This window comes from Caballeronia sp. HLA56, from assembly GCF_054655155.1.
This window is the reverse complement of the sequence record NZ_BAAHOB010000004.1, coordinates 157,337-169,776: the sequence shown is the minus strand read 5'-3', so window position 1 is coordinate 169,776 and position 12,440 is coordinate 157,337. Positions and strand designations below refer to the sequence as shown.

Annotated in this window: 10 protein-coding genes, 2 pseudogenes and 1 other annotated feature; of the genes and pseudogenes, 10 read left to right on the top strand and 2 right to left on the bottom strand. The window is 58.1% G+C overall.

Features of this window, described 5'->3' with window-relative positions; translation table 11 throughout:
• Positions 1-176: 176 nt before the first annotated feature.
• The 7 genes and pseudogenes from tnpA to ACYQ47_RS16765 all read left to right on the top strand — a co-directional run bounded on the left by tnpA (position 177) and on the right by ACYQ47_RS16765 (position 4,957).
• Positions 177-596 carry an IS66 family insertion sequence element accessory protein TnpA gene (gene tnpA / locus ACYQ47_RS16795; RefSeq protein WP_250470144.1) on the top strand — a complete coding sequence of 140 codons (420 nt, stop codon included), beginning with the start codon at positions 177-179 and terminating at the stop codon, positions 594-596.
• Positions 597-640: 44 nt separating this feature from the next.
• Positions 641-937: an IS66 family insertion sequence element accessory protein TnpB gene (tnpB, locus tag ACYQ47_RS16790; protein ID WP_250470145.1), complete on the top strand. Its 297-nt coding sequence runs from the start codon at positions 641-643 to the stop codon at positions 935-937.
• A gap of 162 nt (positions 938-1,099) precedes the next feature.
• Positions 1,100-1,219, top strand: a pseudogene (locus ACYQ47_RS16785) (transposase domain-containing protein); the annotation flags it as partial.
• A 257-nt stretch (positions 1,220-1,476) separates the two neighbouring features.
• A complete protein-coding gene (locus tag ACYQ47_RS16780; RefSeq protein ID WP_459906074.1) occupies positions 1,477-1,722 on the top strand; it encodes an IS66 family transposase in 246 nt (81 codons plus the stop codon).
• A gap of 236 nt (positions 1,723-1,958) precedes the next feature.
• Positions 1,959-3,121 (top strand): IS3 family transposase gene (locus ACYQ47_RS16775; protein ID WP_459906505.1). Its coding sequence is split into 2 segments (ribosomal slippage): positions 1,959-2,274 and positions 2,274-3,121, totalling 1,164 coding nucleotides; the frame shifts between segments, so codons are not numbered across the junction.
• Between the two features lie 565 nt (positions 3,122-3,686).
• A complete protein-coding gene (locus tag ACYQ47_RS16770; RefSeq protein WP_244832080.1) occupies positions 3,687-4,646 on the top strand; it encodes a chemotaxis protein in 960 nt (319 codons plus the stop codon).
• Positions 4,643-4,957, top strand: coding sequence for a hypothetical protein (locus tag ACYQ47_RS16765; protein ID WP_250470214.1), 315 nt, complete (start codon positions 4,643-4,645; stop codon positions 4,955-4,957). The genes ACYQ47_RS16770 and ACYQ47_RS16765 overlap by 4 nt, the downstream gene beginning before the upstream one ends.
• A gap of 475 nt (positions 4,958-5,432) precedes the next feature.
• Here the strand turns inward: ACYQ47_RS16765 and ACYQ47_RS16760 are convergent, their stop codons facing one another.
• The gene (locus ACYQ47_RS16760; protein ID WP_459906504.1) at positions 5,433-6,995 is read right to left on the bottom strand and encodes a methyl-accepting chemotaxis protein; all 1,563 of its coding nucleotides are present in this window, start codon (positions 6,993-6,995) and stop codon (positions 5,433-5,435) included.
• A 325-nt stretch (positions 6,996-7,320) separates the two neighbouring features.
• Between ACYQ47_RS16760 and ACYQ47_RS16755 the strand changes: the two genes are divergently transcribed.
• The 3 genes and pseudogenes from ACYQ47_RS16755 to ACYQ47_RS16745 all read left to right on the top strand — a co-directional run bounded on the left by ACYQ47_RS16755 (position 7,321) and on the right by ACYQ47_RS16745 (position 11,024).
• Complete coding sequence (locus tag ACYQ47_RS16755) at positions 7,321-8,880, top strand: methyl-accepting chemotaxis protein (protein ID WP_459906073.1); 1,560 nt, start codon at positions 7,321-7,323, stop codon at positions 8,878-8,880.
• 224 nt (positions 8,881-9,104) lie between these two features.
• Positions 9,105-9,743 (top strand): annotated as a pseudogene (locus ACYQ47_RS16750) (helix-turn-helix domain-containing protein); the annotation flags it as partial.
• 31 nt (positions 9,744-9,774) lie between these two features.
• Positions 9,775-11,024 (top strand): IS3 family transposase gene (locus tag ACYQ47_RS16745; protein WP_459906072.1). Its coding sequence is split into 2 segments (ribosomal slippage): positions 9,775-10,090 and positions 10,090-11,024, totalling 1,251 coding nucleotides; the frame shifts between segments, so codons are not numbered across the junction.
• Positions 10,077-10,193: a sequence feature (AL1L pseudoknot), on the top strand. (Overlaps the previous gene by 117 nt.)
• 89 nt (positions 11,025-11,113) lie before the next feature.
• Here the strand turns inward: ACYQ47_RS16745 and ACYQ47_RS16740 are convergent.
• Positions 11,114-12,430: an MFS transporter gene (locus ACYQ47_RS16740; protein ID WP_459906071.1), complete on the bottom strand. Its 1,317-nt coding sequence runs from the start codon at positions 12,428-12,430 to the stop codon at positions 11,114-11,116.
• Positions 12,431-12,440: the final 10 nt, after the last annotated feature.

Below are 12,440 nucleotides of genomic sequence, written 5' to 3'. Positions count from 1 at the left end.
AGCCGATCGGCTGCTTTACGTCGCCAAACGCGCCGGAAAAGGAACAGTGCGACTCGAATGCACGGCTTAGGGACGAGACAACGAATTTTGCGATGGGTATCCGTCAGCGCAACCCGTCTTGATTTTCCGCATGCATGATGCGAAGGTTTGGCCATTGTAATGGTTGGAGTGATGCGATGGACGACGACGCGGTGGGCCGAGCTGCTGCGCGAACGCGCACGCGACGCCCTCGCCAGGGCGAAGCGTTCTGGCGAGAGATGGTTGCAGCATGGAAGATGAGCGGCGTTGGCACTCGACATTTTTGTCGCGAACAAGGCATTGCCGTAAGCACTTTCGGATTGTGGCGCAAGAAGTTTGCGGGCGAAACGGCAGCAATGAGTCCGCTGGCCGTGACGGCCGACGCCGCGTTTGTCATTGCTCGCCTCGAAGGTGAGCCTGCAGCGACACAATCATCTGCGTCAGTCGATACGCCAGCATCGTCGACGCGTGATCGCGTGACGTTATCGATCGCCGGCGTTCGCATCGAAATGAGTGGCGTGCATGCCGAGCGCATCGTGCGCTTCGTGCTTGGCCAGCTTTGCGGTGCACGGTGCTGATCGCCGCTGATGTTCGAGCCTACATCTGCCGCGAGCCGGTCGACATGCGCAAGTCGATCGACACTCTGTCGTATCTGGTCGAACCGCTGCTTGCGCAGAAGCCGGCTTCGGGCAACTTGTTCGTGTTCGTCGGGCGTGACCGCACGAAGGTGAAGTGCCTCTATTGGGACCGTACCGGATTCGCGCTTTGGTACAAACGACTTGAACACGGACATTTCCCATCACCGGCCTCGCTCGCACAACGCGGCTTCACGCTTGCGGAACTCAATGCGTGGCTCGAAGGTATTGAGATTCCAGCGCGCAAGCCTCATCGCGCCGTCGCGGTGACGCGCGTGGCTTAAACGCTGCCCTGAATCGCGCACAGCGCTCACCGAAGCTTGTAAAACGTCGCGCGAGTTGGGCATCATGCTTGACATGCTGCCCGCCGCCGTCACTGCCGGGATCTGCCACTAGAGCTGGAGGCTCTGCAAGCCTTTGCACTCGAACAGAACCGGCTCGCGTGCGTGTTGTGGGAGCAACTGGAGAGCCTTCAGCATCAGATTGCACAACTCAATCGCGCACGCTTCGGCGCGAGCTCTGAGCGGCTGGCCGGTCAGGCCGAGCTGTTTGACGCCGCCATAGATATTCCAGTTCCTCCCGAGCCAGCGAAGTTTCAAGTCACAGGGCACGCCCGCCGGGGACGCCCTGGCTGCCAAAGGACTTACCACGCACGCGCATCGAATATGACCTGCGCGACGAACAGAAGGCCGCATTCGACGCGCTTGAGCGCATCGGCGAAGGGCGTAGCGAGACGCTGCATTACGAGCCGTCAAGGCTCACGGTCATCGAACATATCCGCTTCAAGTATGCAGCGAAGAAGGATGGCGAGTCGACCATCGTGATGGCGAGCGCTCAGCCCTCGCCGCTGCCCAAGAGTAACGCGAGCGCGAGTCTGCTCGCAAACATCCTAGTGAGCACCTACGTCGATCATCTGCCGTTGAATCGGCAAGAGATGCGCTATGCGCGCCGTGGTATTCACCTGCCGCGGGCCACGCTGTGCGAATGGACGCTGGCCGCAGCAATTGCTCGCTGCGCTTCTGCCGCCGCTGCGCGCGCACCAGTTGCAGGCGCCGCGCATGCACGTTGACGACACGACGCTACTGACCTGCCCCGGTAACTTGAGACCGAACTGATCTAGGATAACGGCGCATCCATACGGAGCGCGTCATGAAGAAGAGTCGATACAGCGATGAGCAGATTGTTCGGATCTTGCGGGAGGCGGACAGTGCGTGAAGTAGCCCCCTGAATCTCAGGACACGAAGACTCTCTTAAATTTGGGATAGTCTTGTGACTAGCTTTACGACTAGGCATAACGTGGAACACATCGAGATTCTGGCTGAACCGGAACGCCGCAGGCGGCGGACGGTGCAAGAGAAAGTCGCCATCGTGCAGGAGACACTGGCTCCCGGCGCGTCGGTATCGGCAGTAGCGCGGCGGCATGGCGTGAACCCGAACCAGGTGTTCGCGTGGCGCAAGCAATATCGGGAAGGCAGTCTGGCAGCGGTGAAGGCAGGCGAGACAGTTGTTCCGGCGTCTGAGCTGGTCGCGGCCATCAAGGAAATCAAGGAACTGCAGCGGCTGCTTGGCAAGAAGACAATGGAGAACGAGATTCTCCGCGAGGCGGTCGAGTGGGGACGGTCAAAAAACCTGATTGCGCGCTCGCCCTTGCTGCCGGGGGACGACCATTGAAAACGGTCTGCGAAGTTCTCGGCGTGGCGCGCTCTGGTGTGGCGGTAAAACGGGGCCGTGCTATCGATTGGCAGGATGGTCGCTGCGCCCGGATGCGCGATGATACGGGCTTGCTCGATGAGATTCGAATGCATGTGACGGGTCTGCCGAGCTACGGCTACCGCCGTATCTGGGCGCTGCTGCGGCGCAGCCGCGAGATGACCCGTGCTCCGTGCGTCAATCACAAACGGGTCTACCGCGTGATGCGCGAGCACCAGTTGCTGTTGCGTCGGCCTGGCGTGCGAAACGACAATTGGCGACATGATGGTCGCGTGGCCGTTGACCGTAGCAATGCGCGCTGGTGTTCGGACGGCTTTGAGTTCCGATGCGACGATGGTCAGCCGCTTCGCGTGACGTTTGCGCTGGACTGCTGCGGCCATAGCGGCGACATCGTGCGCGATGTGATGCTCGCAGCGGTGGAGCAACGCTTCGGAAACACGCAGCCCGCGCAGACCATCGAATGGCTGTCGGACAATGGCTCGGCCTACATCGACCATCGCACACGCCGCTTCGCGCGCGAGCTAGGACTGGTGCCACTGACTACACCCGTTCGCTCGCCGCAGAGCAACGGTATGGCCGAGCGGTTCGTGAAAACGATGAAGCACGATTACGCGGCCTTCATGGACAAACCTGATGTGCCTACGGCGCTCACACATCTGGCCGCTGCCTTCGAGCAATACAATGAGCGCCACCCGCACAAAGCCCTGAAATACCGCTCACCTCGTGAGTTCAGGCGGGCTGCGGTATCAGCAACTTAACGACGTCTGAGTGTCCTGAGATACAGGGGCAACTACAGTCGGGCGTTCCGCTCCCAGTCCTAAAGTTTGACAGCATCGCGTCGTTATACAAACACTGGTTGGGCACTCTCAGGTCCAACCCTCGGTTAGGGCGCGCTTCGGTGCGCCCTTTTTTTGCTTTAATCACTTCGCAGCGCCCTCCGCTATCTACGTTACATCTTCACGCAACCTCCGCTACATAAAGTCAGCGGCATCCATAAGCCCCCCTTCCAAAATTTGAAAAACTACGCTTTGGTACTTTAATAACAAGGGGCACTTCTTAAATAACACCGTGGCGACACGGAAAGAGGATCGGCCAGCGACGGCTGAAAAGTATTGGTTGACTATGGAAGGCATTTCCCCTGCTAACGGACGACTCAAACTGTTCCCGAAGCAGGTATCGTTATCAATCTTTCGCGATCTCTGCTATCCAGATAAAGTTACTTCTCCCTGTGATGCTGAAGCTTCAAAGCGAAAGCCGCGCTCTAGAAACGTTTTCGTGTGCCGATATCTTAGGGATCGACAAACCAAACCGGACGGTAAAAACATGAACAACGATCAACACGATATTGAACAGCGGGTGCGCTTGGCAGGTAGCAACATGTTTGAGTTGTTGCTATTTCGCCTTGGTGCTACCCGCGGTACAGGCGCCCGCGAACTCTACGGAATCAATGTCTTCAAAGTTCGAGAAATCGTCGCAATGCCCAAGCTCACCGAACTGGCAGGGTCGTCTGACAAGATCCTTGGCGTCGCGGATGTTCGTGGCGAAATCATCCCCGTCATCGACCTTGCGAGAGTCACCGGATGTACCCCGCGCGAAGGAAATCGCATCCTGCTGGTGACGGAGTTCGCTCGCACGACCCAAGGCTTCGCTGTGGAGGAGGTCGACGATATTGTTCGCCTGGAGTGGAACCGCGTCCTCTCGGCCGAAGGACATTCGAGCGGCAAAACCGTGACCAGCATAGCCCGACTTGACGCACACGCTGGCGGTAGACTCGCGCAGGTGCTCGACGTTGAGCAAATTCTGCGCGATGCCCTGCCTGCCAGTGAACCAGAAATCAACGAACAGAATACGGGCCGCCTTACTCTGCCGCCTGGTGCGCGGGTGCTGGCCGCGGATGATTCCGGCGTCGCGCGAGCCCTTATCGAAGAAAGTTTGAAGTCGATGGGGGTACCCTTCATCATGGCCAAGACCGGACAAGAGGCGTGGGATCTGCTGGAGAAAGCAGGCGAGAAAGCAGTTAAGGAAGGCAAGAAAGTCACGGACGACATCGCGTTGGTACTGACGGATCTCGAAATGCCGGAGATGGACGGGTTCACGCTTACCCGCAAGATCAAAGCTGCTGCTGGACTGCAGATGATCCCAGTTGTCATCCACTCGTCGCTGTCGGGCTCGGCGAACGAGCAGCACGTCAGAAAGGTTGGCGCCAACGCTTATGTGTCGAAGTTCGTTGCGGCAGAGCTCGCTGCCGTCATGCGTCAGGCAATGTCCAAGGTTGCAGCGTGAACGACATGTCTGGCAACCGACCCATGCGACCGTTTCCAACCGGACTCGGTGCGAGTGCGGTTTGGCAAGTCGGCGACGCTCGCAAGCTCACCTTGTTCGTCGTCGATCAATCCATTCCGTTGTATAACGTCGTAATCGGAAGCTTGCGCTTCTTTGCCAATGCTGACCAAATAATTGAATTCGTCGATTGGCTTGACGCGGCGCCACAGGAACCACCATCGCACCCGACGTGGAAATGGGTGTTTGAAAGTGGCTTTGATCAATCGATCGATGGGTCACGATCCAAAGGTTGGCGTTTGAAGCACAATTGAATGCAGCCCGCGTGGGCTGAGACCTCGGAATTTCGCCGCAACCGCGTGTTAGGACTTCTACATTGCGGGGTGAGCGGTCGGACCCCACTCATCTACTGCGCCAGCACTCCGCGCTTAATGCGCAGCGTGAGGCGCGTTTGTCGCAGTTACCTAGCGCGTCATATCCGGCTCAAAAGCTTAAGTCGCTGCACTCCACTGCAAGAACGCCTCAAGACGCCTGGCTAAAAATACGATTCATCATTCTTGGCCATAAGAGCTCAGGGAGCGCATCAAGTTCCATTTACGTCTCCGAGACGCGCCCCCGCTAAAAGCGTACCGCTCGTACACAATCAGCTCACCAATCTTAAAAAGTAGTTGGCGGTTAACGTCACGTCCGTGAGTGCGAGACAAGTGTAGCTTTGTAGGAAGCGACGCCAGTCGTTACGCGATGGATAACACCTTTGGAGGCAGCACATACTTTCCACCATGACTGCTCTCAATGAAAAAACGATACGGCATCCGTGAGCTTTCGACCCTGCCCATCCAGCGACTGCGCAGCAGCGGCTGCTTCTTCGACCAGCGCCGCGTTCTGTTGCGTTACGACGTCCATCTGCGTAATAGCCAGGTTGACTTGTTCAATTCCCTTACTCTGTTCAGACGAAGCACTGGCGATCTCCCCCATGATATCGGTGACGCGTCTCACGGCGTGCGTGAGTTCGGTCATAGTCGTGCCGGCGTCGTTCGCATGGTCTGCGCCATCAGCGATTTGAGCAACGGACATGGTAATGAGATCCTTGATCTCCTTTGCGGCGGTTGAAGAACGCTGTGCGAGCGTTCGCACTTCACCTGCTACGACTGCAAAACCACGGCCCTGCTCACCTGCACGAGCCGCTTCAACGGCCGCATTAAGTGCCAGAATGTTGGTCTGAAATGCAATACCTTCGATGATGCTGGTGATAGCAGAAATCTGCGACGAGCTTGAACTGATTGTGCTCATCGTCTGAATCACCTGGTCGACAGCCTGATTGCCCTTATGCGCTATTTCTGAAGCGTGAGCGGCAAGCGAGCTAGCCTGCTGCGCGTTCTCGGAATTCTGCTTTACCGTCGAGGTCAGTTCATCCATGCTGGACGCAGTTTGCTGAAGCGCCGATGCTTGCTGTTCGGTTCGGGACGATAAATCAATGTTACCCGTGGCAATCTCAGTTGAACCGGAAGCGATATTGTCCGCCGCTGACCGGACCTCACCAATCATCTTGACGAGACTACCCTGCATGGTATGCATGGACGACAGCACGCTTCCATCGGCTGATTTATGGGCACCATCGATCGCGCGTAGATTTCCCTTCGCAACCCGTTGCGCGATGTTCGCCAGCACGCCAGGCTCGGCGCCGAGCGCGCGCAAGATACTGAGGGTGATGATCGCACCCGCAAAGATTGCGATCGACAAGGTTGCAATGGATAGTGCTATCAGCAGATTGCGCTGATGCTCGAATCGAACCTGTGCCTCATTGACCATCTCTACCGCGCGCGCATGGGTCGCATCGGTGTAGGCGTTGGTCGCGCGCTTAAGATCCGCCAAGAGCGGACGACATTTATTGTTGATATCAGCGATGGCGGCCTCACGTTGACCGTCCATGGCAAGCCGGACAATCTCAAGGGCGACGGGCCGGTAGAGCCGTTCGATGCGAGGAATTTCAGTGGCGAGCTCATGAGCTTGCGCAGGCATGTCTGTAGCGGCAGCAACCATCCGATTGAATTCGACGAGACGAACCTCGATTGTCTGCTCTGCCTTCAGAACAGCCTGGTGCTCAAGCTCGATGTCCGCAGGTGTCGTGACAAGCGCTAGATTGCGTACTGCCTCTGCGCGGTCATCGACTGCGGCGCGGATGGCCGTGGCCATTTCCGCGCGAGCATTGATGCCGTTGATAAATCCCTCGAATCGCGCGTTCGCATCGTTAAGCGAGCTAAGGGCCATACCAGCGATCATAAGAACGATCAGGCTCAGAGTTCCGAATGACGCGGCCAGTTTTGCCTTGATTGTCCAAGTTCCTTTTTTCATCTTTTTTCCGAAATGCATGAGTGGGAAACAAGGGTCATTCGGCACGAACGCACCCTCCGATATCTTTCGGCTTAACGGCGAGAAACACAGGTTCCTTGAGCCAATGCGTCGCCATCCCGTGACGGCATCTGCTATTGCACGCAAAGGGACATGTTGTCGGAAAGAAATACTGTCAACAAATCGCTCAACTAATAGCAAATTTCGAGTTTTCAGTATCAGCTTCAGAGGGTATCGGTCGTTAAGCATATTCGGGTACGGCCGCGGGCCGTATTGCGAGAAAGTGGCAAATAACCGCCTATATTAAGTATTTTCCCTGAGAGAAAAGATGCTCCACAATCTAAATGTCAAAAGTAAGCTGGCGTGTGCGTTCTCTGTTCTGACTGTCATAGTGATCTGTATTTCGATCAACTCCATTTACGCGCTCAATCAGTCACGACAAGCATTCGAGTCTTATTTGGAAGGTGTTAATGCTCGCGCAAACGTTGCCGCACAACTACGCGCGGCGGTCGACCGACGCGCCATCGCCGCGCGCAATATTGTGTTGGTCACCACCGCGTCTGATCTTGCACTGGAGAAGACAGATGTCGTCGCGGCCCATTCCGACGTTCAGGCACATCTGACGGAACTCAAGCGGCTGGTTGCGAGACCCGATGCATCGGATCAGGCCCGCGCACTCGTTGGTCGTATTGATGAGATTGAGCAGGCTTATGCTCCTGTCGCTACTGCGATCTTGGAGCTTGAGAATGCAGGTCGTCGGGACGCGGCGATTGCGAAAATGAACGCAGAGTGCCGCCCCTTGCTTGCCAAGCTGACCCATGCCACAGACGAGTATGCGGCGCTCACGCGACAAAAAGAAGCTGAGATCGCAGCCGATTATGATCAGCAGTATGTCTTGACCCGCAATATCCAGCTCGGCGTTTGTCTCGCCGCCATTCTGCTGGCGATCGGTGCAGCAGCGGCCATCACGCGCTCGATTGTCGAGCCTCTTAAGCGCGCGGTTCGGACTGCCAACGCGGTCGCGCAAGGCGACTTACGAACGACCTTGCATGTTTCAGGTCGCGACGAGACGGCGTCGCTGTTGCGGGCGCTCCAACAGATGAATGATCGATTGACCGCAACAATCGGCCAAGTACGAGAAAGCAGCACCGCTGTCGAATGCGCTGCAAGGGAGATTGCCACCGGCAACACTGACCTCAGCCAACGCACCGAGGAGCAGGCTGCATCGCTGGAAGAAACCGCTGCCAGCATGGAACAACTTAATTCGGCCGTTAAAAGCAACTCCGAAAGCGCCTCACATGCGGCATCGCTCGCGGGCAACGCTTTCGACATCGCTCGACGAGGAAACGCAGTGGTTGGCCGCGTGGTTGAAACGATGAACGGCATCAGCGACAGCTCGACCGAGATCGCCAACATCACCGCAATCATTGAGGGCATCGCATTCCAGACGAATATCTTGGCGTTGAATGCGGCAGTAGAAGCGGCGCGTGCCGGCGAACAAGGGCGCGGCTTTGCGGTCGTCGCCAGCGAGGTCCGAACACTCGCTCAACGCTCGTCGAGCGCCGCCAAGGACATCAAGACCTTGATCGAGAACTCGGTCCAAAAAGTTCAGGACGGAGCGCTCCTTGCAAGCGATGCGGGGCGGACGATGGCTGACGTGACCGCTGCTGTGACCAAAGTGACTGACATCATGCAGGAAATTGCTGCGGCGTCAGGCGAACAAAGTCGCGGCATCGAACAAGTGAATCAGGCCATCGCGCAAATGGATCAGGTCACCCAGCAAAACGCCGCTCTGGTTGAGGAGGCGGCGGCGGCCGCTCAGGCGCTTCATGATCAAGGGATACAGCTTACCGGCGCGGTCGCTTTCTTTTCCATCGCCGAGGCCTAAACTGTTTTGGCGCGCCGATTTGCATCGTAGACCTCTTCGGTAGACTTCCGCCATTCGCTCAGTGTAGGAAGTCACCGTCGATCTTGGTGTCACCGCAATGCTCGACAAAACGCCTCTTTTGAGTTTTGAGTGGGTGGGTTGGCGGGTCAAGGACGGGCGTAAGCCCGGCGAAGCGAATCCTTGAGGCGCCCAGAATTGATAAGCTGAGCCATGACAAAGCAACCATGACGAATGAACTGTTCGAATCCGCTCTCGGTATAACCGCGCCCTGGTACGTTCAAGGCGTTGACTTCGATGCCGCTCAGCGTCAACTCACCATTGCCGTGGACTTCGTCGCGGGCACCCGGTTTTCCTATGCTGGAGTTGCCGGTGAGCATCCTGACCACGACACGCAAATCAAGCGTCTGCGTCACCTGAATTTCTTTCAACACGAATGTTTTCTGGAAGTGCGGGTGCCGCGTGTGCGGTTGGTCGAACCTGATTGGGTCGGTCAACTCAGCGGCTTTACGCTGCTGTTCGAGGCACTCGTACTGATGCTCGCCCAGCAGATGCCGTTTGCCGCTGTCGCGCGTGCGGTCAACCTGTCGTGGCATCGAGTACACGCCATCTGTTCGCGGTATGTGGAGCTGGCACTCGCGGGGGCTGACCTGTCTGAGGTGAAGGCAGTGGCGATTGACGAAACCTCGTATCGGCGCGGTCATGAGTATCTGACGCTGGTCGCCGATATGCGAGCGCGGCGGGTCGTGTTCGTCACGACCGGCAAGGATGCCAGCACGATTGAACGCTTTGCGGCCTACCTGGGCGAACACGGTGGCACGTCCGAGCAAATCAGCTCGGTCAGCATTGAAGCGCACCGGGTTTTCCGGAGACCTTTACTCCTGAGAGAATAGAGTCATGGAAAACCTCGACAAAGCAAAACGGAAGACGGCGCCGAAATATTCGGCGGAAGTGCGTGAGCGCGCGGTTCGTATGGTGTTCGAGCATCGTGCGGAGTACGCGACGCAATGGGAAGCAATCCAGTCGATTGCCGCCAAGATGGGTTGCTCACGCGAAACGTTAAGAAACTGGGTTCGTCAGGCTGAGAGCGATCGTGGTCTGCGCGCGGGCCCCAAGACGCAGGAGCAGGACCGCATCCGCGAGCTTGAACGTGAAGTCCGGGAACTGCGTCAGGCCAATGAAATCCTGCGCAAGGCCTCGGCATATTTCGCACAGGCGGAGCTCGACCGCCGACCGAAGTGATGATTGCCTTCATTGACGATCACCGGTCGGCGTATGGGGTCGAGCCGATCTGCAGGGTGCTGCCGATCGCCCCGTCGACGTATTACCTTCATTCGTCTCGACGCGCTGATCCGCGTCGGCTGCCGCCGCGCGCGCAGCGCGATGCACTGCTGTGTCAGCATATCCGGCGTGTATGGGAAGAGAACTTTCGGGTATATGGTGCGCGCAAGGTTTGGCGGCAGCTATTGCGCGAAGGATTCAAGCTCGCACGGTGTACTGTCGAGCGACTGATGAAGCGGCTCGGGCTGCAAGGTGTGCGGCGCGGCAGATCGATTCGAACCACCGTCAGCGAGCGAAACACACCGTGCCCGCTTGATCACGTCCAGCGGCAGTTCAAAGCGTCAAGGCCGAACGCGCTGTGGGTGTCAGATTTCACCTTCGTGGCCACCTGGCAAGGCTTCGCTTATGTTGCCTTCATCGTTGATGTGTTCGCGCGACGCATCGTAGGCTGGAGAGTGTCAAGCTCAGCGCGTACTGACTTCGTGTTGGACGCGCTGGAGCAGGCGGTACATGAGCGCCGACCAGCCGAAAGTAACCGTTTGGTACATCATTCGGACCGCGGGTCGCAATACGTTTCAATTCGGTATACGGAGCGTCTAGCCGAAGCAGGAATCGAACCGTCAGTCGGCAGCGTCGGAGATTCATACGATAACGCACTCGCCGAAACGATCAACGGCCTTTACAAGGCAGAAGTTATTCATCGTCGCGGACCATGGCGTAACGTGCAGGCGGTTGAACTCGCCACGCTTGAATGGGTGGACTGGTTTAATCACCGACGCCTGCTTGAGCCGATCGGCAACATCCCACCGGCCGAAGCGGAAGCCCGCTACTATGAACGAATCGCTGGAATGCCGATGGCAGCGTAACTCCAGCAAAAACGTCTCCGAAATTCCAGGTGCGCTTCAATCAGCGCGAGGGACGCGGCCAGTCCCACAGTTCTGGCGGGAACAAGCGCTCAACGCACCCCTTGACTCATCGCCGCCGGCGGCACGGCCTCGCGCTCGGAAGCCTCTTTTTTGACGCCATTCACTTTCGGCGCCCACTTGCGCCGCATGAGCACAATCGTGCTCATTGCGCCGACCAGCAGGAACACGAAAACAGCCATCATCGGCAGCGTGTAGCTATGCCCCACATGCAGCAGCCAGCCCGAGAGACTGGCGGACACGCCGCCGGCGAGGCTCGTCGCCACCTGCTGCAAGCCGGTGTTCAAGCCCACCGCCTGCTTCGGAATCAAAGTGAGCTTGACGAGCGCGAGGTTGTTCGTCGTGACGAGACCCACCAGGGTCAACGACAACACGTTCCAGAACAGCGCCATCTGCACGCTCGGCGCGTAGGCCCCGAACAGCACCGTCATGCCGCCGATGAAGCCGACCACCATGAACGACTTGCGCACCACGACGGCATCGTGACCGCGGGCAATCAGCCGGTCCGCCAGCCAGCCGCTGAGCGCAGCCGTAACAGCCACGCCGCAGAAGCTGAAGGCCGTGTACAAGCCCGACTGCTGCAATGAAAGCCCCCGCTGCTCCACCAGATACGCAGGCATCCACGTCATGCAATAGAACGCGAAATAGGCGTAGCAGAAGTTGGTCAGCAAGCCGCCCCACACCACTGGGCTCGCCAGCAGATTGCGCAGCGGCACTGAGGCGGCGCGCTGCTTTCTCGATGCGAGTTCTGTCGCGTCGGGGAAGTCGTTGCGCACCATCAGCAGCCAGGGCAAGAGCCACACCAGCCCCGCGAGACCCGTCACGATGAACATCATCTTCCATGACGTGCCCGCGATCAGCCACGCAGCGGCCGGCGCACCGAGGGCCGGACCCATCTTGCCGCCGACCGAATAGATGCCGAGCGCCGTTCCCTTCTGCGTTTCCTCGAAGCGATTGGCAATATACCGATAGGTCGCCGGCACGACCACCGCTTCCGCCGCGCCGATCAGCACCCGCACGATGATGAGCGCCGACAGCGTGGTGACGATCCCGGTAACCGCCGCCGCGATGCACCACAGCAGGAAGCAGATTGCGTAAGGCCATTTGACGCCGTAGCGGTCGACGAGCCAGCCCATCGGCAGTTGCAACAGCCCGTAGGCCCAGAACACCGATGAGCCCAGCCAGCCGCGCTGCACCGACGTGAGCGTGAAATGCTGGACGAAATGATGATCCGCGAGCGCGGCCGACATGCTAGTGCGATCCATGAACGCGATCATCAGGCCAAAGGCGAGCAGGAATACGATGCCCCAACGGTTCTCGAGGCGCGCTGCTCTTCGAATAGTCTCCATCACTTCGTCT

Excerpts from the sequence above, each read along its gene's own strand:
- tnpA (WP_250470144.1), top strand. The coding sequence starts at position 177 with ATGGACGACGACGCGGTGGGCCGAGCTGCTGCGCGAACGCGCACGCGA.
- tnpB (WP_250470145.1), top strand. The coding sequence starts at position 641 with ATGCGCAAGTCGATCGACACTCTGTCGTATCTGGTCGAACCGCTGCTT.
- ACYQ47_RS16780 (WP_459906074.1), top strand. The coding sequence starts at position 1,477 with ATGGCGAGCGCTCAGCCCTCGCCGCTGCCCAAGAGTAACGCGAGCGCG.
- ACYQ47_RS16770 (WP_244832080.1), top strand. The coding sequence starts at position 3,687 with ATGAACAACGATCAACACGATATTGAACAGCGGGTGCGCTTGGCAGGT.
- ACYQ47_RS16760 (WP_459906504.1), bottom strand. The coding sequence starts at position 6,995 with ATGAAAAAAGGAACTTGGACAATCAAGGCAAAACTGGCCGCGTCATTC.
- ACYQ47_RS16755 (WP_459906073.1), top strand. The coding sequence starts at position 7,321 with ATGCTCCACAATCTAAATGTCAAAAGTAAGCTGGCGTGTGCGTTCTCT.
- ACYQ47_RS16740 (WP_459906071.1), bottom strand. The coding sequence starts at position 12,430 with ATGGAGACTATTCGAAGAGCAGCGCGCCTCGAGAACCGTTGGGGCATC.